This window comes from Tissierella simiarum (assembly GCF_018917865.1).
Taxonomy (GTDB): Bacteria; Bacillota; Clostridia; order Tissierellales; family Tissierellaceae; genus Tissierella_C; species Tissierella_C simiarum.
Genome location: NZ_JAHLPM010000015.1, coordinates 1 through 22,034, shown reverse-complemented (window position 1 = coordinate 22,034; position 22,034 = coordinate 1). Strand labels below are relative to the sequence as shown.

The following is a 22,034-nucleotide window of genomic DNA, read 5'->3' as shown; positions in this document are numbered from 1 at the left end:
TTCATTGATAATCGCTATCAATTATTTATTCTACTGAAAGGTTTTATTGGAGTCAATTGTGCTTAAAAGGTATATTCCAAGATAAAATATGGCAAATCCTTATAATATAGATGTTTTTTAGAACAAGTTGAAGATTTCATATGATATTATAGGACATAAAAAAGATAGATTGGGATTTATAGCTGCTTAAGTTTAGAGTGAAATTATCTTATATTGGAGTGATACAATTGCAATATAGTTTATATAACGAAAAAATTATAAAACAAGGGCCTATATCTTTCTTTACAGAAATGCTCTCTTTTCAAAGTGTCATCAGAGAAGGAGAACATTTTTTACAGCCCAATCCACAGGAAGGAAATGGCTTCGTTTATCTAATAAATCCTTCTCCTGGTCTTTTTATATCCATAAGTGACTGGACCCCATATAAAACTATATGGCATCAATACCAGCTAGATCAAAGACGTATAGAGCTTTACTTACTTGAAACAGGCGATATTACTTTAGTTCAAAATGGAATAAGAGCTTTCACGATTCCCACAGGTGTAAATTTATATCTGAGCAGACCATCAAAAGGTCGTTTTAGCTTTGGTGCCAATACTCCTATTAAAGGCATCAATATCTTATTACTGGAGGATTATATTAAAGAGCGTATTGAAAGCTGTTTTTCAGATGAAGACTTCAACTATATTGACACCTTCAGCTGGAAAACTTTTAATTATAATACGCCAGAGATAACACTACTTTTTTTGCAGATTAAACAAAAACTTCTGTCCTTTGGAAAATCCCGTCTATATTATGAAAGTAAAGTTGGTGAATTACTATCAATCATTACAAGCAACTTTCTTCATGAAAAAGAGCAATTAAAAATAGCAAAAAATTGTGTTTCTCCAAAAGATTTAAAAGGATTAGAATCTGTAAGAAATGCAATTGATAGAAATGTTATTAATCCACCTGATACAACACAATTATGTCAAATTTCTGCAATGGGTAAAACTAAGCTAAGAGAGTCATTTAAAGCCATGTATGGCATAACTCTTGGTGAATATATTCGTACAGCAAAAATGAAACATTCACTTATACTGCTTGCAAACAAAGAACTAACTGTCCAAAGTGTTGCTGCTCATTTAGGATATGCAAGTGCCAGTAAATTTTCAATTGCTTTTAAAAAAATATATGGACAGTCTCCAGAGAAATATCGAAAAAGTGTTATTTTAAATGAACTATATTAAAGATGCTAAATCTTTATATAATAATTCCTACAATATAATACCACCTTGAAATAAATTTTGTGAAATATATGGCAATAGATGATATAATTAATTTTAACATCTTTATATTTAAAGTATAAAGTTTTATGCTGAAACATTGATTTTGGGGTGGTTTATTTGGATAAAAGGCAAATGCAATATATGCTAAATACAAGCAAAGATGCTTTTATGATTATCAACCAATTTGGTATTATTGAGTTAGCAAATGAAATGGCAGAAGAAATATTTGGCGTTTGTCAAAAAAATAATCATATATCTTATGATTCCAGTATGATTGAGAGGAATGATATTGTAATCTTTGTAACAGATAAATTTGGAATAATGGATGAAGATCTAAATTTAGATGATTTAAACCTTTTGGGAATTAAGAATGTGGACATTAAGAAAGGAAGTAGTATTATTGCCATTGGATGTTATAAAAATAATGAGGTAGAGCCAATATTAAAGATACTAAATGAAAATAATGATAATATTTTAGAAATAGATGTTTACTTTATGGGAATTAGTATTTATATAAAGCTCGATATCTCAAATAATACGTTACAGATTAAAACTGGCACCAACCTATTTGAGCATACCAATTATGAACAATTAAATAGAATGATCATAATTGGAAATATGGATAACAAAGTAAAATATTATTCAGGAAAAACAGACTCTAAAGAAAATCTAAAAAATATACTTCATGGTGATAAATATAAAGAAAAAAAGGATTACTATTACATACCCTTTATAATTAATCGATACTTGTTGGAATCTATACCTAAAAACAGTGTTGTTGATAAAATTAGTACAGCAATAAATGATGTGAATTTTACAATAGATGAAGGAAATGAATTAATTAATAATTATTTAATCCATTATTGGATTTATAAAATTAAAGACTCTATTAATAATGATTATAAAATTGTACTTAGAATGAGAAAAATTGTAACATGCTATTCTGAAATCCTAACATGGATAGATCAAGTGGAAAGTGCAAAATTAAATTTGAATTTAGTTAATGATAACGATTATATTTATAAATTTCATGAAATACTGGGTACCAGCAGCGAGATTATGAGTGTAAAATATATGGCCCATAGATCCTCCCAATCTATTTCAACTGTTATCATATATGGCGAAAGTGGTACAGGGAAGTCTCTTTTGGCTAGAACAATACATAAAAACAGTAAATCTAATTCAATGCCATTTATTGAAGTTAATTGTGCTTCTATTCCTGAAAGCTTGGCTGAAAGTGAATTTTTTGGTTATGAAAAGGGAGCCTTCACAGGAGCTGTTGTTAAAGGTAAAAAAGGCTTTTTTGAGTTAGCTCAAAACGGGACAATATTTTTAGATGAAATTGGGGAATTAACTTTATCTATGCAAGCAAAACTTTTGGGAGTTATTCAAAATAAATGCTTTTATAAAGTTGGAGGAACAAAAAAGATAGAAATAAATACAAGGATTATTGTTGCAACAAATAAGGATTTACGACAACTTATAAAAGAAGGTAAATTTAGAGAGGATTTATATTATAGAATAAATGTGCTCCCAATTGAAATACCTCCTCTTAGAAAAAGAAAATCTGATATTAAAGAGTTAGCCAATAAACTTTTATGGGATATTTGCAAAAGATTAAATGTGGAGATTAAAATATTATCTAAAAATGCTATATCAAAAATGCTGGAATATAATTGGCCAGGTAACGTACGAGAACTTGAAAATGTTTTAGAGGCTGCAGTAAATATAAGTGAAAGTAATATTATATATCCAAAAGATTTATTAATTAACAGCGATGTTAAAAATGATAACAGAAGTTTAAAAGAAAGACTTTGGGAATTTGAAAAAGAAATAATAGAAGAAAAAATGGCTGAATTTAACGGAGATAAAATGAAGGTAATGGAAAGCTTAGAAATAGGAAGATCCAATTTATTTAATAAGTTAAGTAAATATAATATCAAGAGTCCATAATATTGTATTCTGTCCAAAATTATGGACTCTTGATTTAAAGGTAATGTTTCTATGGTGAAATAAATAAGGAAATCTGAATTATGGAGGTTTTACAATGTTAATTCAAGGGATAGAAGATAGGATTAGAAACCTTAAGGGAAATATAGGAATTTACTATCATGATATTAACACAGATAAATATTTCAGTACAGGTAATACAGATATATTTTTAGCTGCTGGTATTATAAAAATACCTATATTAATAGAAGCCTTTCATCAAATTGATAAAGGCATCATTTCGAGAAATGATATTGTAAAAATAAAAAATGAAGACAAAATTCCTTCTTGTGGAGCTTTATCCTATTTACATAATGGTATTGAAGTAACTATTGAAGATATGTGTAATTTAATGATTATTATAAGCGATAATACAGCAACTAATATTCTGATTAAGTTGCTAGGAATGGATAATATCAATAAAAGAATGCAGGAGTTGGATTATAAAAATACTGTTATTAATAGGTTATTATTTGACGAAGCAGCAATAAAGCAAAAATATGAAAATTATTATTCATTAAGAGAAGTTGCAGATATGATGTACAAGATATATAAAAGACAGCTAATTTCAGAGAAAGCTAGTATGGAAATGGAAAAAATCATGATAGAACAGCAGCGAAATCAAATAATACCTTATTATTTTGATGAAACTATAAAAGTAGCACATAAAACAGGAGAAGACAATAACATAATCCATGATATTGGAATAGTTCTGTCAGATAACCCATTTATACTATGTATGGGAGCAAATAATGTGGATGTAAGAAAAGCTGAAAGTGCAATGAGAGATATTGCTTTAATTTGTTATAATAGTTCTAATCAAAATACAGATAATCATTTTAAATCCAGTATCTAAATAGATTTATTTGCCAAAGTAGTACATCAAAATATCAGATGAAATAATATAAATTTTTTAAATAATTTATTCATATTAAAAACACAGAATATGCTTATAACTAAGCTATATTCTGTGTTTTTATTTTAATTAACAGAACACATATATTTATTTTATTAAATGTAGTTTTGAATATTGGCACGATATTTGCTGTAATTAATTATAGTAAATTAGATGAGGAGAATGCATATGGATATAGTTATTAAAAATGGTTTAGTTATTGACCCAGAAAATAAAATATATTCAAAATTAAATATTGGTATTCATAACGGAAAGATAACTGCTGTTTCACAGGACGACTTACATGGCAATGAAGTTATTGATGCTAAAAGTATGATAGTTACGCCAGGTTTTATCGATGGTCATATGCATGAAGATGAATATGATATTGATAAAGATGAATTTAGCATAAGTATCTTTGATTGTATGCTTAGGATGGGCGTAACAACAGCTATAGGGGGAAACTGTGGGGATGGGCCTAGCAGACCAGACTTATACATTGATGCTGTTGATAGAAAAGGTCTTCCAGTAAACTTTGGACTATTAGTACCTCACAATGGACTTAGAAGGTTAGTAGGTGAAAATGATAAATATAAAAAAGCAAGTAAAAAGAATATTGAAAAAATGAGAAATATTACTGAGGAATACCTGGATAAAGGCTGCCTTGGAATCTCTTTTGGAATAAGGTATGTACCAGGCATCGATATGGAAGAACTATTAACAGTTTCAGAAGCCTTAAAAAAAGATAGAAAAATTGTGGCAGCTCATATTAGAGATGACGCAAAACAAGTTATACCATCTGCAATGGAACTTATTAATGTTGGAATAAATCTAGAGGTCCCAGTACAAGTCTCTCATATAGGTAGTATGGGTGCATATGGGCAAATGGAAAGCTTATTAACTTTAATAGACAATTATAAGGCTATGGGATTAGATATCTCTTCAGACTGTTATCCCTACAGTGCTTTTAGTACTAGTCTAGGCGAGACTACTTATGATGATGGTTTCCTTTCAAGATATGAAACAACCTATGAAAGTATTGAAATTGGTGAAGATGAATATAGAGGCAAAAGATTAAACGAAGAGCTATTTTTTAAGCTAAGAAAAGAAAGACCAGAACTGATTACAATAGGCCACGTCATGAAAGATGAAGAGATTGATATGGCAATAGCTCATCCTGCAGTTTTAATAGCAAGTGACGGATTCATGCACAATTTTCAAGGACATCCAAGAGCTAGTGGAACATTTCCAAGAGTTATAAATAAGTATGTAAAAGAAAAAAAGCTTATAAGTTTATATGATGCTATTGAAAAAATGACATATCTTACTGCAAAGAGATATGGGCTGAGAAACAAGGGAGGATTATCTGTAGGAAAGGATGCAGATATTGTAATATTTAATTTTGATGAAATTTGTGATAATGCTACTTTTGAAAATCCTTCATTACCTCCAAATGGGATTAAGTTTGTTATTGTTAATGGCAAAGTTGCTGTTAAAGATAATGAAATACTTAATAGAAATCTTGGTAAATCTATTAGAAGGTAGCTTTTATTTACTTTATGAGAGGAGGATAGGAACAAATTTTGTAACATAAAATAATAAACATAGGGGGAAATTTTATGAAGAACGATTCACCAACTACTGAAAGCAGCGGTTTTAAAAAAGAAATTGGATTGTTTGGCGGCATAAGTCTTGTGGCTGGTATGACAATAGGTTCAGGGATTTACTATCTAGGAAGCTATGTGCTACAGCGTTCTAACATGAGCATGGGTATGGCTTTATTATGCTGGGTTATTGGAGGTATCATATCCATACTTGGAGGTCTTTGTTTCGCAGAACTTGGAGCATCTATGCCTATTGCAGGAGGTATGACTATATACCTAAGCAAAGCCTATAGTCCAGCAGTCGGATTTATAAATGGATTTTGTTTATTATTTCTGAATGGATCTGGCTCAATTGCAGCATTGTCAATTGCTTTTGTTACAGCTTTTAATGTCCTAATTCCTATGAGTGATATAATGATAAAGCTACTTGCAGTTTGTTTAATTCTACTTCTAACAGCACTAAATTTTAAAGGAGTAAAAGTAGCTTCCATGTTCCAAAACTTTACTATGGTGGCAAGGATAATTCCCTTATTCCTTATAATTATTTTAGGTATTACAATGGGTCATGAAACTTTAAATTTGAGCATTATACCTGATGATAATCCAGTAAGCATAAGTGGTATGATTACCATGATAGCATTTGCTACTTTTGCCAGCTTGTGGGCCTATGAAGGCTGGACAAACTTAAACACGGTGGCAGAGGAAATGAAAAACCCTAAGAGAGATCTTCCTCTATCAATTATTATTTCTTTAGCATTTATTACAATTGTTTATACTTTATTTAATTTTGCTGTCTATAAGGTATTACCTGCAGGTGAAATTGCAGATATGATGGAATCTGGTAATATATACCTAGGGTCAGAAGTTGCAAGTAGATTGATGGGTAACCTAGGATTCTATGTTGTATTAATAGGTATGTCTGTAGGTATTATTGGGACTATCAATGGAGATGTACTAACTTTCCCTCGTACATATTATGCAATGGCAATGGAAGGTTATTTTCCACAATCATTTAAAAAATTACATCCTAAATACTCTATTCCTCACGTTGCTACTATAGTACAAGCTATTATATCTATTATACTTGTAATGATGAGGAACTTAGAACAGCTTACTGGATTAGTTATTTTTACTAGTGCAGCTTTAAATATGCTTGCCATTGCAGCAGTTCTAGTTTTTAGAAAAAAATATCCTGATCTAGAACGTCCATACAAAGTATGGGGCGGTGCTCCAACTGTAATTATTACTTTAATTGTGTTTAGTATATTACTTATTAATGAGCTTGTCAGCGATCCTGTTAACTCACTAATAGGATTAATTGTACCAATAATAGGATATTTCTCATATCTATACTTTAAAAAGAAAAATGGAGGAGCAGATTATCGGGGAGACAACTTGGAATAATCAACTGCATACTCACTCCTACATTATCTATAGTTAAATGCAGTCTCAAAAATATAGTTTTAAACCAAAATATGCTCAAAGACGGCGATTTTATTCCGTTTGGTGCTTTGATCAAATGAGAGGAATGATTATAGCTATGAAAAATATGATTTTAGAAAAGCTGAAAACTGCAAAGGGGAAAGTGGGATTCTATTATAAAAATCTTGTAACATGTGAAGAAATATGCTTTAATGAAAACGATGCATTTCTGGCTGCAAGTGTGATTAAACTTCCGATTCTTGCAGAAATATTTCGCCAATCAGCTTTGAAAAGTGCTGATATGTCAGAAATAATAACTGTGAAGAATAGTGAAAAAATGCCTAGCTGTGGTGCATTGACCTTATTTACTGGAGAACCTACGGTAGATATAAGGACGCTATGTAATCTTATGATTGCATTAAGCGATAATACGGCCACTAATGTATTAATGAAACATTTTAATATTGATAAGTTAAACAGTGGATTTCGTGAAATTGGGCTTGAAAAAACTAAAATTAACCGTCTTTTGTTTGATGAAGAAGCTCAAGAGCAAGGAAAAGAAAATGTTTTTGTTCCAAGAGAAATCGGCTGTTTGTTAGAGCAAATATACCACAAAACATTTGTCAATGAACAAGTATCCACTGAGATTGAAAAAATTTTATTGGACCAGCAGATTAATCATAAAATCCCAGGTAAATTACCAGACGATATTAGGGTTGCCCATAAGACAGGGGAAGATGATGGTATTACTAATGATGTAGGCATTGTATATGCAGATGAACCTTTTATCATCGTTTTTGCATCAAATGATACTGATGTTCTCGAATTTGAACAGATAATTCGTGAAATCTCATATCAATGCTGCAAACTTTCATAGTAATTAAAATAATGATACAACAAATCATAATACTGGAAATATATCAATAAATTTCAGGATAAAAATAATTGAGACGTCAAAAGAAATATATTATCTTTTGACGTCTTAATTATATAAGTAATATAAAATAATCTGTGCTTAATTTGAAAATAATTGTTTCTACCTTTTTATTCCTCTACAAGATAATTTGTTACTTTATTTTCATTTAATTTCTCTTGGTACCATTTTTCATATTCAGTAGGAATTTTTTCTTCTAATAAAATTTCCTTTATCATATCTTTAATTTCCTCATAGTTTGCTTCTTTAGCTTCTTTCTTTTCTTCTACTTCAATTATATGATATCCATATTTTGTTTTAACGGGTTCACTAATCTCATTTAATTTTAATGCAAACGCAGATTCTTCAAATTCTGCAACCATCTTTCCCCTACCAAAAAAACCTAATTCTCCGCCTAATTCCTTAGTTGCTTCATCCATTGAATATTCTTTTGCTAATTCAGAGAAATCTCCTCCAGCATTTAATTTTTCTATAACTTCTTTAGCCTTTTTTTCTGTTTCAACTAATATATGACGAGCTTTTACTTCCTCTTCTTGATTAAATGTTTCTTTATTTATTTCAAAATAATTTTTCATTTCTTCTTCTGATATAGAAATACTAGGTTCAAGAAGTTTCTTAATCTTTATATTCATAGCAAGATCATTTTTTATATCTTCTAAAGTATATCCATAATATTGTATTGCTTGATTAAATGCTTCTTCTCCTCCATAGTTACCTGCAATTTTATCAATTTCCTTTTGAATATCTTCTTCACTAACTTCTATCTTCTGTTTTTCAGCTTCTATATTAATGATTTTTTCAGATATTAAAGAATTCAGTAATTGTTCACCATTTTGTTTAACTAATATTTCATATAAGTCATCCTTTGTTATAACTTCATTATTTACTTTAGCTACAACAACTTCTTCCTTTTTACATCCAGTTACACTTATTGCCAATACTAAAAGTATTCCTAATAATGCATACTTATAAATACTTACTTTTCTAAACTTTTTCTTCACCTTTAAAATCCCCCTAATTATTAATAAAATATTATTTTGAATCATTTAGCTGAAAAAGATATTATATCCATTATACAACATAAACATAGAATTTGGGTGATAGTATTGTGAAAATTTAAATTTAGGTGAAAAAATAACGAGTTAAAAATCCAATAATTGCTCCAAACACAACAGAAGGAAGAAACTTTTTTATTTTCTTAACCGCAATTGCTGTGGAAAGACAGGCTATGAGAATGGGAAATGAAATAACTAGTCCTCTATCTACAGGAACTAAGATTTGTTTAATAATAAGTGCAGATATAACTCCAACTGGCACATAGTTAAAATATAAGCGTAGAGTAGGATTCATTTCTCGTCCTGCCATTATTTCTACACCTATAATACGTGAAATATACGTCGAAACGGAAAGCAATCCGATTAATATCCAACGATTTAGCATTTTTGAGACCTCCTCTTTAAGTAAAGACCAACAAATGGTGCTAACACACCAGTAATAATGATTGTAAATTCATTACCAGGCATAAAATATTCCAGTCCAATGGCTAATATTGTGGCAGTCAACGCCGTAGCAATTGCAGGCTTTTCTGTAAGATCTGAAATAAGAATTGCTACAAAAGTAATTGGAAATGCTAGGTCTAAGCCCCATTTCTGAGGATCAACTTGATTTCCAATTAGCCCCCCAATAAGCGAAGAGAAAATCCAGGCAATATAGAAAGTAACAACAACAATCCCAAAGTAAAGAGGATCTGGTCCATATTCTTTAAACCTTGAACTTCCCAAAACAAAAGATTCATCTGACACACCAAAAGATAGCAACCACCGCCACTTCTTAGCAGGGGCAAGACCTTCAGCAAGAGCAGCTCCGTATAATAAGTTGCGTAAATTTAACAAAACCGAGGTAATAAGCACACTTACAAGACTTCCACCAGCCGTTAACATTCCAACTGTTACCATTTGTAGAGAACCAGAAAATACTAACAGAGACATTGCCACGATACCTACTAAACTAAAATTAGCTTGAGTTGCAAGTACTCCATAGGATAAACCGTATGCACCAATAGCGATTGCTAGTGGCAAAGCATCCATAAAACCAGTTTTTATCGTTCTTTTTTCTTCATTCATATAAATAACACCTCCTCATTTTCTGTTGCAAAATATCAGCTACCTAGTATAAAACTAGCGACACCAATGTCATCTCCCTATATGAAAATAAAAATGTTAACCTATGGTGTAAAATAAATATTGAAGTGGTATAATAAAATTAACTTTTTGTTTATTATAGCATAAAAAACATTGTATTTGTATACCAAAATGAACTTTTAGTTAATTATAATATACCAACATAGTGCAAATAATACGTCTTCAGATCAAAGGAGGAAAAAATGAATACTGAGAAATCTTGGGAAGAAGAGAATCTAGGAAAACGTATAGGGGCCAACCTTCGCCAATTTAGAACAAATAAAGGAATTAGCCTAGAATCTTTAGCCAATCAAATCCAAGTAAGCAAATTAACATTAATAAAAATAGAAAGTGGAGAAGCCAATCCTACGTTGTCCGTAATGTGGAAAATTGCAAACGGTCTAAATATTCCTATAAGTGCACTATTATCTATGGAATCAAATGTCTGCATTGCTCGGAATAAAGATGGGATGAAATTAAGCAGTTCTAACGACATATTAGTTGTTGAGCCTTTGTTTCATTCCCATGGCTTACTGGAACTTTATCGAGGTTACCTACAGCCTAAAGGAGAATATCTTTCCGAATCGCATCCACGAGGTGTTATGGAATTTGTTACCGTTATGTCGGGTCAGTTGATAGTGGATATAGATGGAGATACTTATCACTTAGATGAGTACGATTCTATTCGTTTTAAAGGGGATCGTTCTCATAAATATATCAACCCATCATCATCTCTAACAATCTTGCACTTTGTCATTTCTTATGATAATATTTAGAAAATCTTCTTTTCAAAGAGGTCTATTATTTTATATTTGGGGATTTCTATATAAAAATAGGCGAAGACTTTAGTCTATATCTGACCGAAGACTTCACCTATTTTAGTTTTAAAATACGATTTTCTACATTACTGACCCTACAATTTTCTAAATAATATATCATCAATTTACAATACTTGCAGTTATATATGCAATAAATAAAAGTTGCAGTTATAACTGCAACTTTTGTTTATTGTGATTTTAATCTACCTCTGAATATATTTATATTATCTTTTTCAAATCTTGCCTCTATATCAAAAATCATAGTTTATTATAAACTTCTCCACGAGGTGCAATCTCAATGATTAATATAATAAGATTTCTATCATCTTTGCTGAATATAATTCTATAACTATCTACTCTAAGTCTATAGTCTTCAGTATTACCTTATAACTTTTTAACATCACCTAATGGAAGCTGATTTATCGCTTTAATTATTCTTAGCTGCATATTTCTATCTAGTTTATCTAAATATTTTAAGCATCTTTTCTCATATCTTATATTATATTTCATCCTGATTAATCTCCAACTCTTTTAAAAGATCATCTTGGTCAATGAACTCACCATTTAATTTGATTTCTTCTAGATAGAGACTCTCTTCTTCTGTAATATGTTCATGCTCTAATTCATTTATTTTTCTCCATATATTTTGGTTTTCCTTGAACTTTAAAAACTCAGCCATATCTATTACTGTTTTAATATCCTCTGGCTTCAATTCATCTTTTAATAATTGTTGGATTTTTTCTGCTAGGGTCATATCCATCCCTCCTTATTTACAATTACCTATATTAATATTATATCATGAATAATGCATAGCTTATACATATTTATATTTTCCATTAGCTATTAATCATAGGTATGTCAATATTCTGCGTAATAGTTCTACTTTGGCATACACAATAGCTCCATTAACAAGAATTTCGCCAAGTCTACATCTAGAAGAACATAAGATACACCTATATATTTATTTAAAATACCTTTAGAGGATCTCAGTTTAGCTGTATTTGAATATATAGAACTTTTTTATAATAGGAAGAGAAGGCACTCTTCTCTTGGATATTTATCTCCTTTAGAATATGAAAAACTGAACCTGAGCGAATAGACTATTTATCAAGTCTACCTAATCGGGTTCAGTCCAAGATTTTTATTATTTAATCTGTCTACTTGAAACGATGCTGTTCATTTTGATGCATTTTTGATATTTAGATATTATAATGATTACTTTATAGTATATTTCCTACATGAGTAATGATTTTGAAAGTTTCAGAATTTATGAATTTATAATTCCATAATACACAAGATCTTCATATCGGTCTTCCTTCATTACATGATCAATTAGAATCCCTTCTTTTAACATGCCTAACTTCTCTATAACTTTACCAGAAGCTAGATTTGAAGCAAAATGACGAGCATATACTTTATGATATTGTTTAACATTAAAAGCAAATTCTAAAATAGCTTTGCTTGCTTCTGTAGCATATCCATTTCCCCAAAACTCTTCACCAATCCAATAGGCTATTTCTCCATTATTAAAATGCTGATTATTAGATAATGCTATAGCTCCATATAATTTTCCAGTTTTCTTATCGGTAATAGCAAATTCATATGACTTATCAGCGTTAAAGTTATCAAGATGATTTTCTATCCATGATAAAGCACAATCTATAGAATATGGATAAGGTAGATATAATGTATTTTTATAAATATTATAATTATTACAAAGCTTAGTAACAGTTTCTGCGTCAGACTTTTCAAATATTCTTAGTACTAACCTCTCAGTAGTAATTGTTTTATTTTCTTTATCATAAATCATAATTAATCCCCCTCATATAACAATATTAATCTCTAATTTTTCCAAAATGAAAACTCTGGACTTAAAGATTATCTTAATTTTCAATCTTAAGACATCTCCAGTCTTTTGATATCTTAACATATAGTAAAAGTCTGGTGTTATAGTGGATAGTTTATATTATATATATGCCCAATTGTTCTAAATACATTTTATCCCACAAACTTTCTCTATTTTGTCTGCAGCTCCACTAGCTCCGCCAGCTTCTTGAAGACTTTGGGAAATAGCTTTTGCATTTCTTTTATAAGACGTATCATATAATACATCTAAAACACTTTCTCGAATACTACTTGCACTTTCTGATTTTAACATTTTTCCTGCCTTAAGCTCTGCAACACGATTTGCAACCATAGCTTGTTCGCTATGTAATGGATATAATACTGATGGTACTCCAAAATATAGACTTTCACTGATGCTATTCATTCCACAATGAGTAATAAATACATCAGTATCTTGTAAAACTTTTAACTGCTCAACCCTAGGATGGACTTCAAAATTACCTGGTAACTCACCAAGGCTTGCTATATCTGTATTATGTCCAACAGACATAATAACCTTGCAATCCACATCAGCTAATGCATTTATACAATTTTTATAAAAGTTATTATTTTTATTTAGAACAGTTCCCAAAGAAATATATATTTGAGGACGTTTCTTTTCTATCAGTTTAATCTCCGGAACTGTAAAAGATGGACCTACAAAAGCATATTTATCTGAAAAGGTTTCTGCCATAGGCTGAAATTTTTTAGATGTATAAACAATAGTATCCGTATCATTATCATTTTTAATCATACTTAAAAAGTTTTTCACATTATATCCATTTTCCTGAAGTAATTTTATCTTCTTATTGATTCTTGGCATGCCTATAAGCATACGAAATATTTCTTTTATGCTCTGTTTCATCAATTTTGCATTATGATCATTAATAGCAAAAGTAGTGGTAGAGCATACATATGGTACCTCTAATTTTATTGCAAATAATTTTCCCCAAATACATATAGAATCTGATACTATACAGTGTGGTTGAAATTCTTTAAGCTCTCTACATACCTTTTCGTCTAGACTCATAGTCATATCTGCTGTCATCTCTATAAGAGATGCAAAATCCTTTCCCACTTTCTTTTCTACATCTGGCGTAAGTTCTGGCAAATAGTTATCACATGGAATAAATTTTGCACCTGCATTTTCAATCTTCTCCTGAAATTCATAAAACGAATAATACCAAACTTCATGACCACGTTTTACCAATTCATCTACTACTGCTATAGTAGGATTAGTGTGTCCATGAGCTGGGATGTTGAAAAATACTATTTTACTCATCATGCTCTCCTCCAGACTTACTCACTTTTTTTATTTCTTTGGCAAAAATAAGTGAATCTTCTTCCGATTTCAATGGATAAATCTCCTGTGCTTTACCTGCAAAAATTGCATCAGCAATTTTAGAAAAAACATCATACCGTTCAATTGCAATACCTCTTTGGACATCTGCAAGCAAAATTAAAGTATCTCCTGGAGAAATATCAAACATATCTCTTACTTCCTTTGGAATAACAATCTGCCCCTTTGGACCTACCTTCACAGAACCCATATATTTATCTTCCGAAGTTTTCTTATTCATAGAACACTTCCTTTCAGTATTACTTTTTATACTAGTTATACATATCGTACTCTCATATTGAAATTTTGTCAATATAACTAACTTAAATATTACTAGATAAATATATAGTATTACAAAAAACTCCTAGACTATCAGTCTAGGAGTGTATAACGTATATTTAAAAATTTTAAAACCTTTAAAATTCAGCTATTTCATCTCTTTTCTCCCAATAATATTCCTTATTTCTTTTCCCTAATTTTTCTCTCTTTTTCTTATCATTAATTCCTGCTCTTTCCCTTTAGTCCTGGATGAAGTATTGAGGATTTTTTTAAGAAAGCAAATCTTTATTATAATAAAAGCAGGAGATTATTGTAAAAAGCAAAACTTAATTAGATAAAGACAATTTTCTATCCAGCAGTACAACCGTTTCCACATGCCTTGAGAGGATAATAAAGATGTCATAAAGACCCAGTGGCTCCTTGGCGGATCAAATCCCATACAATTCATTGAATATCATAAAATTGCTGATCTCTAATATGTCTGTAACAAAAGACGAATATCTTGAATCAGCTCGAATAATCAAATTATCTTTGGATAGATGTTCCTTAAATTTAAAGGTAGTTGCTTTTAATAAATCTTCAAATCTATTAGTACAGGAGGTGTTACCTGGATCAAGAAACATAGAAACTGTTTCAGCTGTATTTCCTACAAAAGCAGCAGATAATTGATATCCCTTTTCTCCTCTTTTTCTAGGGAAATAGCCTTTCTCGGCTAATTCATAGGTTCTACCACCAGCTACAAGACCACTCATATCAAAATCTACAACGACAGGGTCCGTACTTGATAAAGATAGGCTATTTTCCATGAATAAGGTGTGATGAATAAATTCAAGTTGATCTATATTTGTCTCATCAAATCTATTCAAGAAACGATTAACTTGAGATTGGTCAGGGAATTTATTCATCCCTAAAAGTTTAGCAGCTGTTGTATCCGGTACTAGTTTTTCATTGATATCATTAGTGTAATTGCACCCATTGCAATAGAAGCAATTAGGGTTTGTAATCTGTTAAGATTTGTATAGTTGACACTTTTCATTTTCAAGTTAAAAGATTTAAAAGCATCAAAGAAATTAAGTTTATTAGAAAATTGAATCAAAGAAACAAGCCAAGCAGAAGTACTTACCACTTTATTTTCATCTAGTTTGAATGATATACTTTTCATAGGTGAGATACCACCTTTCGAAGTATTTTTTGGGATAAAAAATACTTCGAAAGGCGGACTATTTTCACCTTTAGTTATTTTCTGGTAATACTTCCATGGTAAACTTAGGAAAATACTATGGTTTTGTTTGTACAAAATCTAGGTACTTAACTTTATTCTTCTATTTATATTTTAGTTTTTTATATTATTTAGTTCAATAAATATATATACTTTTATTTTTCATATTAACAAAGCCTTCTTCTCTCTTGTTAAGATTCATTTTAAATGCTAATTCATAACATGAGATTTACTATCAATGAACTTTATTATACAATATAATTGATTGATATATTCTTACTTAGTAATTAAAGGGGTGTTACATTGGATATAGTATATTATTATCCTGATGATGTTAAAAGGAATATAAATGGAGATAATTCAATTACATATATACTCTCTAATAATACAGGGGAAGGCTTTGTTAAACAATATAATGTGTTTTCAGGAATTGAAATCTTCTATCATAGTATGCATTTAGAAAAATGTGATTATGATAAAATTCCTATAAAAAATACTATTGAGATTAATTTTTGTACAGAAGGAAGGATTGAATCTGAACTTAATGATGGAAAATACATATATATTGGGAAAAGTGATTTATCTATTTTTGAACTATCTCATGAAGCTATTAATTCTACTTTTCCATTAAATCATTATCACGGAATATCTATTTTAATAAATATTCCAAAGGCAAATATAAGTTTAAATAATATTGCTAAATCTATGAACCTCACCAATATAGATTTATATGAGATTAGAGATAATTTGAAGAATGACAATTCACAGATTAGATTGATTATAAGAAATGCTAAAGAAATAAATCATATTTTTGAAGAATTAAATTCTGCTCCTAAAGAGCTTTTAGAATACTATTTTAAATTAAAGGTACTAGAAATTATATTATTCTTAAGTAAAGTTGACGGTAAATCTATTTTTGATACTCCTAAATACTATTATAAAAATCAAGTTAACACTATTAAAAATATAAAAGAGTTTTTAACAGAAAACATCTCTAAGAATTACACTATTAAAGAATTGTCATCTATTTTTAATATTTCAGAATCATCTTTAAAAGAATGTTTTAAAGATGTGTATGGAACTACTATTTATAGTTTTACTAGGTCTTATAGAATGGATTTAGCTGCAAAATTACTATCAACTACAAATGATACAATTTTAGATATTGCTCTAAAATCTGGATATAAAAGTCCAGGTAAATTTTCATCAAATTTTAAAGCAGAGTTTAATCTACTACCTTCTGATTATAGGAAAATTAAAAAACAAAATAATCAAAAATAAATTTATTAAAAATAGCTTTAAACCATATGGTTTAAAGCTACTTCTTTTAGTTATTTGGAACTACTCCAAAAATATTAAAGAATTGTGGTACACTTGAGAAATTATAAGATTTTATCTTATTTCCATTATATACTACTAAATCTTTTGCATAACTAATAGGTAAATCTATTACATTATTGTTATTTTCATTTAATAATACTTTAAAGATTTCTTTAACTCTTTCTTCATCTTTTGTATTAGAGAATTCTTCAATTTGTCCTTTTATATTTTCGTAGTTATCTAAACCTTGATATGATATATTATGAGGGTCTGCTCCCATAGATTCTGTAAAGAATTTATTTGGTTCAGTATAAGAACCTTCTGTATTCCAAGTAGTTATATCATATTTTCCTTCTACTCCATCTACCCACCAAGTCATTTGGTCTTTTCCTTCAGTTATAACCTCTATACCTATTTTTCCTAAATCTGCTTTCACAGCTTGAGCTATTTCATTTGATAATGATAAATCTGTCCAATAAGTATATAAAATGCTAAGTTTCTTACCATCTTTTTCATAAATATTTGTGCTTTCGTTTAAAGTCCATCCTGACTTTCAATATATTCTTTGGCTTTATCTACATTATAATCATATACTTCATCTATTTCTGCATCAGTATAAGGTGTTCCTTTTCTAAAAAGTCTTTCAGCAACTTTTTCATTTCCTAAAGTTAATCCTTCTGCAATAGCTCTTTTATTTACTCCATGAGCTATGGCTTTTCTAATATTTATATCTGATAAAGTTTCAGAAGATGCATTTAATATTAAATTTCTTGTAAGAGTCGGATTTTCATTAACTTGTCCTTTTATATCTTTTAATGATGTTGCTTGAGTAAAATCGTCATATGTTATTAAATCTGCTCCATATACTAAATCTACTTCTCCAGAATTTAAAGCTTGTATTCTAGATGAGTTTTCTGGTATATATTTTACTATGATTTTTTCATAATATGGCTTTTCTCCCCAATAGTTTTCATTTCTAACAAATACAGTTGAATCGCCAGATACAAAACTTTCTCTTACATAAGGACCTGTTCCAATTATATCAGTAAAAGTTTGATAATTTCCTTCTTCTATAACATTAGGACTCATCATAGACATAACATTTTGGAAACAAAAATCATTTATATAAAATAAAGATGGTCGAGGGAAAGTTACAGCAACTGTATATTCATCTATAACATCTACTTTTTCTAATTCTGCTACTGCTTTTATACCACTGAAATTAGGGTTCAAGTGATTAAAATCTAAAGCTTTTTTTACAGATTCAGCATTAAAATCTTCTCCATCATGATATTTTATTCCTTCTTGTAATTTAAAAGTTAAAACTGTTCCTTCGTCATTCCATTCCCATTCTTTAGCTAAATTTGGGACAATATTATCATTTTCATATTTAACTAATGGCTCATAAACAAGTCCACAAGCTATGTTGTTTTCTTTATTCATAGTCAGTGTAGTTAAATTAGTAAGTTCTTTTGCAGTGCATATTACTAATTCTTTAGATTCTTCTTTTGTAGCTTCCTGTTTCAAAACTTCTTCTACTGCTACCTCTTCTTTTTTACTACATCCAGTTAATATATTTACTACTAACATTAAAGTTAAAGCAAGTATACCTATTTTTTTAATTTTCATATTATCATCCTTTCTTCTTTTGTAGCTTTTTCATATTTTATCTTTCCCTTATCCATATATAAAAGCCTATTAGAAATCTTTTTAGCACTTTCTTCATCATGAGTTACAAATATTACTGTCATTTTTAAGTCTCTTATGGAATCACTTATCATATCTAAAACCATATCTTCAGAAATCAAATCTAATCCGCTGGTGATTTCGTCCAATACTAAAAAACTAGGATTTGTTGCTAAGGATCTAATTAAAGATACTCTTCTAGCTTCTCCCCCAGATAATTTTCTAACAGGAGTATTTAAAATTTCTTCTTTCATATTTAACTTTTTCATAAGCTCTAAAAGAATTTCTTTTCTTTCATTTTTATTATAATTAGTTAGATTTACTAGACCTTCTTCCATATTTCTTAAAACACTTAATTTAGGATTTAATGTACCTGATGTATCTTGAAATACTGTTTGAATATTTTTTCTAAAATTTAGTAGTTTTTTTCCTTTTAAATTTGTAATATTTTCTTTATCAAAAAATATTTCCCCAGATGTAGGATTTTCTATTTTAGAAATTATCTTAGCAAGTGTACTTTTTCCCGAGCCACTTTCACCTAATATAGATATACTTTCTCCAGACCTTATTTTTAAATCTATATTATTTAAAGCATGAAATTCATCTTTATTAGTCATATAGGTTTTATTTATGCCTTGAAGCAATATTTCTCTGTATTCCATATTCTATCATCCTTTAACTTTCTCATCTTCTTAATCTGTTTCATAAACTCACTTTTAGGTTCTGACAATATAGAACTTATAGACCCATTTCCTACTATTTCTCCTTTAGATATATTTAAATTTATATCTTTAATAATCTTTTTTTCATTTGTTCCTACTGTTAGATTTTTAATTTCAATCATTGCTATTCAGTCCTCCTACACTACTTCCCATAATATTAAAAGTTAAAGAGGATATTATTACAGCAAGTATTGGATATATAATTAGCTTAGGATTTACTAGTCCATAATTTCTAGCTTCTAAAATCATAGTTCCCCAGTCCACCACATTATCGCCGAGATTTAATCCTATAAAAGAAAATCCTGTTATTGTAAGTATCATGTCTGCTGAGGATAATGAAATAAACTCAATCATATCATTAAATATATTTGGCAGAACATGAATAAATAGTATTCTAAATTTTGAAGCTCCCGATGACCTAGCGCATAATACATATGCTTTCTTTAGTTCTAAATCTGTCTTTGTCTTTACAAGTTTCATATATCTTAGAGAATAAGAAACTGTCATAGCTAAAATCATAGTTCTAATTCCATTTCCCCAAGCACCTATAAAAACTATTAAATATGCAATTGGCGGAATAGAAGTTATTGCATTTATAGCTCCATCTACTATTGAGTAAGTTCCTATTATAGATTTAGAAAATATCATTCCTAATAAAGTTCCTACTATAAATATAATTAGTCCACCAAATAAAATAATTCCTAATGTAGTTTTTCCTCCGTATAATAACCTAGATAAAACACATCTTCCTAAATGGTCTGTACCTAGTAGATATTTATCAGAAGAGCTTTGAAATCTATTCATAAGATCTGCTTCTTTTGGGTCATTTGGTGCAAATAAAAAACTCATAAACATTAAAATAATTAATATTATAGAAATTCCTATAGTTGTATATTTCTTATTCATAGCTAACTCCTTTCTCCTTCTATTCTTTCATTTATAATATCCGCTATAATATTCATTAAAGCTATGAAAAAAGCCAAGAAAAATACTGTTGAATGTATCATAGGAGCATCTCTTTCTATAACACTATTTACAATTAAGTATCCAAAACCTGGTACTGAAAACACTCTCTCTATTACAGTAGCCCCTGCTATGGATAAACCTATACTTTGTAGAAAACTTGGAATAATTCCTAGTATTCCATTTGGAATTAAATGATTTCTAAGTATTTTAAATTCAGACAAACCTTGACATCTTAAGTACATAGAATAATCTTCATTACTCTCTTTAATTAGCCCATTATAAAATAACGGTACATAAAAACATATTATAAAAACTGCTAAACATACAGCTGGAGGAATTGAACCTTTAAACCCAATATTATTAGTAACAGAAATTAAATTATATTTAACACCAAAAATATCTAAAAATAAAGTAGATATATAAAATGATGGTACTGATATTCCAACTATACATAATATTTTAAATAATCTTCTTATGAGTTTATTTTTTATAATAAACATAAGTGAACCAATAACTATGATTGACACAAATTGTATAATTGATGATATTCCTACAATTAATAATGTTTTAGGAAACGCTTTCCATATTTCATCCCAAACACTATATCCACTTACTAAGGATTTTCCTAAATCCATTTGAAATAATCCTTTTAGCCAAGAAAAATATTGTACAGGTAATGGTTTATCAAAACCCATACTGATTCTAATATTTTCTATTTGAAGTTCTGTTGGATTTCCTATTGCCCTTTTAGCATAAGCAGTTGCAGGATCAACTTTTGAAACTCTCATGAGTATAAATGAAAGTAAAGTTACAAATAATAAAGTGAAAAAAAGTTCACTTAATCTTTTTATAATCTTTTTTACATCTAATTTTATAATACATCACCTATTCTCTTAATTGATTTTCATAAGAATAAATATACACTAATTGATAATGATTATCTTTCCTGTTTAGACTTTTCTTTTCCTTTTTAGATATTTTTTGTGAACTAAAATTAATGAAGTAGGCGATAATTAATTATCTCCTACTTCATTAATCTTATATTCTAAATTTTTTATAATTCTATTTTTATAGTTTTTAATCTTTTATATTCTTTTTTCTGTAATGCTAGTCCTACTATAATCATGGTGAAGTCTACAATTGGTTGGGCAAACCAAACTCCATTGATTCCAAATATTTTTGAAAACAATAGTAAGCTAGGAACAAATAATATTAGTTGTCTTAGTAAAACTATTCTACTGGCAATGCTGCCTTTGCCTATGGATTGGAAAAATGTTATGTTCATTATCATTATTCCATAAAGAATGAATACGGTTTGAACCCTCCCCCACTTATAGAAGATGGGGAATTCTTTTTCGTAAAGAAGTTTGCTATTACTTTTCAACCTAATTACTTAGGAAGCCTTATTCTTTTTGGCGTGTCCAAGTACGCCCTATGCTGAAAGCAAGTGCTCACAGTTTACATTTATACTACCTTAATCCTTACTGGATTTAAATACTCTTCATTAAT

At 29.3% G+C, this 22,034-nt stretch carries 26 protein-coding genes; 9 read left to right on the top strand and 17 right to left on the bottom strand.

Translation table 11 applies throughout. The features are described from left to right. Nucleotides 1–227: 227 nt before the first annotated feature. The 6 genes from KQI42_RS15545 to KQI42_RS15520 all read left to right on the top strand — a co-directional run bounded on the left by KQI42_RS15545 (nt 228) and on the right by KQI42_RS15520 (nt 8,055). Nucleotides 228–1,229 carry a helix-turn-helix transcriptional regulator gene (locus KQI42_RS15545; RefSeq protein WP_216521140.1) on the top strand — a complete coding sequence of 334 codons (1,002 nt, stop codon included), beginning with the start codon at nt 228–230 and terminating at the stop codon, nt 1,227–1,229. A 156-nt stretch (nt 1,230–1,385) separates the two neighbouring features. Next, on the top strand, nt 1,386–3,221 hold the full coding sequence (locus tag KQI42_RS15540; RefSeq protein ID WP_216521139.1) for a sigma-54 interaction domain-containing protein: 1,836 nt from the start codon (nt 1,386–1,388) through the stop codon (nt 3,219–3,221). A 94-nt stretch (nt 3,222–3,315) separates the two neighbouring features. After that, complete coding sequence (locus KQI42_RS15535) at nt 3,316–4,113, top strand: serine hydrolase (RefSeq protein ID WP_216521138.1); 798 nt, start codon at nt 3,316–3,318, stop codon at nt 4,111–4,113. 228 nt (nt 4,114–4,341) lie between these two features. Then, on the top strand, nt 4,342–5,697 hold the full coding sequence (locus tag KQI42_RS15530; protein WP_216521137.1) for an N-acyl-D-amino-acid deacylase family protein: 1,356 nt from the start codon (nt 4,342–4,344) through the stop codon (nt 5,695–5,697). Nucleotides 5,698–5,771: 74 nt separating this feature from the next. Next, nucleotides 5,772–7,160 carry an APC family permease gene (locus KQI42_RS15525; protein WP_216521136.1) on the top strand — a complete coding sequence of 463 codons (1,389 nt, stop codon included), beginning with the start codon at nt 5,772–5,774 and terminating at the stop codon, nt 7,158–7,160. 37 nt (nt 7,161–7,197) lie between these two features. Continuing rightward, nucleotides 7,198–8,055 (top strand): serine hydrolase, encoded by an 858-nt coding sequence (locus KQI42_RS15520; RefSeq protein ID WP_216521135.1) that lies wholly within the window; start codon nt 7,198–7,200, stop codon nt 8,053–8,055. A gap of 167 nt (nt 8,056–8,222) precedes the next feature. Here the strand turns inward: KQI42_RS15520 and KQI42_RS15515 are convergent, their stop codons facing one another. The 3 genes from KQI42_RS15515 to KQI42_RS15505 form a co-directional block, all read right to left on the bottom strand. Beyond that, nucleotides 8,223–9,113: a peptidylprolyl isomerase gene (locus KQI42_RS15515; protein WP_216521134.1), complete on the bottom strand. Its 891-nt coding sequence runs from the start codon at nt 9,111–9,113 to the stop codon at nt 8,223–8,225. A gap of 121 nt (nt 9,114–9,234) precedes the next feature. Further along, nucleotides 9,235–9,552, bottom strand: a complete 318-nt coding sequence (locus KQI42_RS15510) for an AzlD domain-containing protein (RefSeq protein ID WP_216521133.1) — start codon at nt 9,550–9,552, stop codon at nt 9,235–9,237. Further along, entirely contained in the window at nt 9,546–10,235 is a 690-nt protein-coding gene (locus tag KQI42_RS15505; RefSeq protein ID WP_216521132.1) for an AzlC family ABC transporter permease, read from the bottom strand. The genes KQI42_RS15510 and KQI42_RS15505 overlap by 7 nt, the downstream gene beginning before the upstream one ends. A 260-nt stretch (nt 10,236–10,495) precedes the next feature. On the opposite strand from KQI42_RS15505, the gene KQI42_RS15500 reads away from it, so the two are divergent. Continuing rightward, nucleotides 10,496–11,068 carry a helix-turn-helix domain-containing protein gene (locus tag KQI42_RS15500; protein ID WP_216521131.1) on the top strand — a complete coding sequence of 191 codons (573 nt, stop codon included), beginning with the start codon at nt 10,496–10,498 and terminating at the stop codon, nt 11,066–11,068. A 426-nt stretch (nt 11,069–11,494) separates the two neighbouring features. On the opposite strand, the gene KQI42_RS21470 is transcribed toward KQI42_RS15500, so the two are convergent. Both KQI42_RS21470 and KQI42_RS15495 read right to left on the bottom strand, forming a co-directional pair. After that, nucleotides 11,495–11,620 carry a type II toxin-antitoxin system RelE family toxin gene (locus KQI42_RS21470; protein ID WP_281420479.1) on the bottom strand — a complete coding sequence of 42 codons (126 nt, stop codon included), beginning with the start codon at nt 11,618–11,620 and terminating at the stop codon, nt 11,495–11,497. Beyond that, on the bottom strand, nt 11,610–11,864 hold the full coding sequence (locus tag KQI42_RS15495) for a hypothetical protein (RefSeq protein WP_216521130.1): 255 nt from the start codon (nt 11,862–11,864) through the stop codon (nt 11,610–11,612). Before KQI42_RS15495 ends, KQI42_RS21470 begins: the two co-directional genes overlap by 11 nt. A 201-nt stretch (nt 11,865–12,065) precedes the next feature. Here KQI42_RS15495 and KQI42_RS15490 point away from each other — a divergent pair, with 201 nt between their 5' ends. Continuing rightward, nucleotides 12,066–12,209 (top strand): IS3 family transposase, encoded by a 144-nt coding sequence (locus KQI42_RS15490; protein ID WP_343231706.1) that lies wholly within the window; start codon nt 12,066–12,068, stop codon nt 12,207–12,209. A gap of 168 nt (nt 12,210–12,377) precedes the next feature. Here the strand turns inward: KQI42_RS15490 and KQI42_RS15485 are convergent, their stop codons facing one another. From KQI42_RS15485 to KQI42_RS15465, 5 genes are all read right to left on the bottom strand, one after another. After that, entirely contained in the window at nt 12,378–12,920 is a 543-nt protein-coding gene (locus KQI42_RS15485; RefSeq protein WP_216521129.1) for a GNAT family N-acetyltransferase, read from the bottom strand. A 177-nt stretch (nt 12,921–13,097) separates the two neighbouring features. Further along, a complete protein-coding gene (locus KQI42_RS15480) occupies nt 13,098–14,276 on the bottom strand; it encodes a macrolide family glycosyltransferase (RefSeq protein ID WP_216521128.1) in 1,179 nt (392 codons plus the stop codon). Beyond that, nucleotides 14,269–14,574 (bottom strand): AbrB/MazE/SpoVT family DNA-binding domain-containing protein, encoded by a 306-nt coding sequence (locus KQI42_RS15475; protein WP_216521127.1) that lies wholly within the window; start codon nt 14,572–14,574, stop codon nt 14,269–14,271. Before KQI42_RS15475 ends, KQI42_RS15480 begins: the two co-directional genes overlap by 8 nt. A gap of 466 nt (nt 14,575–15,040) precedes the next feature. Next, nucleotides 15,041–15,517: a transposase gene (locus tag KQI42_RS15470; protein WP_246566660.1), complete on the bottom strand. Its 477-nt coding sequence runs from the start codon at nt 15,515–15,517 to the stop codon at nt 15,041–15,043. 32 nt (nt 15,518–15,549) lie between these two features. Further along, on the bottom strand, nt 15,550–15,774 hold the full coding sequence (locus KQI42_RS15465) for a hypothetical protein (protein ID WP_216521126.1): 225 nt from the start codon (nt 15,772–15,774) through the stop codon (nt 15,550–15,552). Between the two features lie 360 nt (nt 15,775–16,134). Here KQI42_RS15465 and KQI42_RS15460 point away from each other — a divergent pair, with 360 nt between their 5' ends. After that, a complete protein-coding gene (locus KQI42_RS15460) occupies nt 16,135–17,112 on the top strand; it encodes an AraC family transcriptional regulator (protein ID WP_216521125.1) in 978 nt (325 codons plus the stop codon). Nucleotides 17,113–17,158: 46 nt separating this feature from the next. Here the strand turns inward: KQI42_RS15460 and KQI42_RS21465 are convergent, their stop codons facing one another. The 7 genes from KQI42_RS21465 to KQI42_RS15430 all read right to left on the bottom strand — a co-directional run bounded on the left by KQI42_RS21465 (nt 17,159) and on the right by KQI42_RS15430 (nt 21,810). Further along, the gene (locus KQI42_RS21465) at nt 17,159–17,641 is read right to left on the bottom strand and encodes a periplasmic substrate-binding domain-containing protein (RefSeq protein ID WP_343231705.1); all 483 of its coding nucleotides are present in this window, start codon (nt 17,639–17,641) and stop codon (nt 17,159–17,161) included. Nucleotides 17,642–17,685: 44 nt separating this feature from the next. Next, complete coding sequence (locus KQI42_RS21460) at nt 17,686–18,780, bottom strand: ABC transporter substrate-binding protein (protein ID WP_281420477.1); 1,095 nt, start codon at nt 18,778–18,780, stop codon at nt 17,686–17,688. Continuing rightward, nucleotides 18,777–19,499 (bottom strand): ATP-binding cassette domain-containing protein, encoded by a 723-nt coding sequence (locus KQI42_RS15450; RefSeq protein WP_216521124.1) that lies wholly within the window; start codon nt 19,497–19,499, stop codon nt 18,777–18,779. Before KQI42_RS15450 ends, KQI42_RS21460 begins: the two co-directional genes overlap by 4 nt. Beyond that, nucleotides 19,466–19,681, bottom strand: coding sequence for a hypothetical protein (locus tag KQI42_RS15445; protein WP_216521123.1), 216 nt, complete (start codon nt 19,679–19,681; stop codon nt 19,466–19,468). The genes KQI42_RS15450 and KQI42_RS15445 overlap by 34 nt, the downstream gene beginning before the upstream one ends. Then, nucleotides 19,674–20,465, bottom strand: a complete 792-nt coding sequence (locus KQI42_RS15440; RefSeq protein WP_216521122.1) for an ABC transporter permease — start codon at nt 20,463–20,465, stop codon at nt 19,674–19,676. Before KQI42_RS15440 ends, KQI42_RS15445 begins: the two co-directional genes overlap by 8 nt. A 2-nt stretch (nt 20,466–20,467) precedes the next feature. After that, the gene (locus KQI42_RS21455; protein ID WP_343231704.1) at nt 20,468–21,376 is read right to left on the bottom strand and encodes an ABC transporter permease; all 909 of its coding nucleotides are present in this window, start codon (nt 21,374–21,376) and stop codon (nt 20,468–20,470) included. A 203-nt stretch (nt 21,377–21,579) separates the two neighbouring features. Further along, a complete protein-coding gene (locus KQI42_RS15430; protein ID WP_216521120.1) occupies nt 21,580–21,810 on the bottom strand; it encodes a multidrug transporter in 231 nt (76 codons plus the stop codon). Between the last annotated feature and the right edge of the window lie 224 nt (nt 21,811–22,034).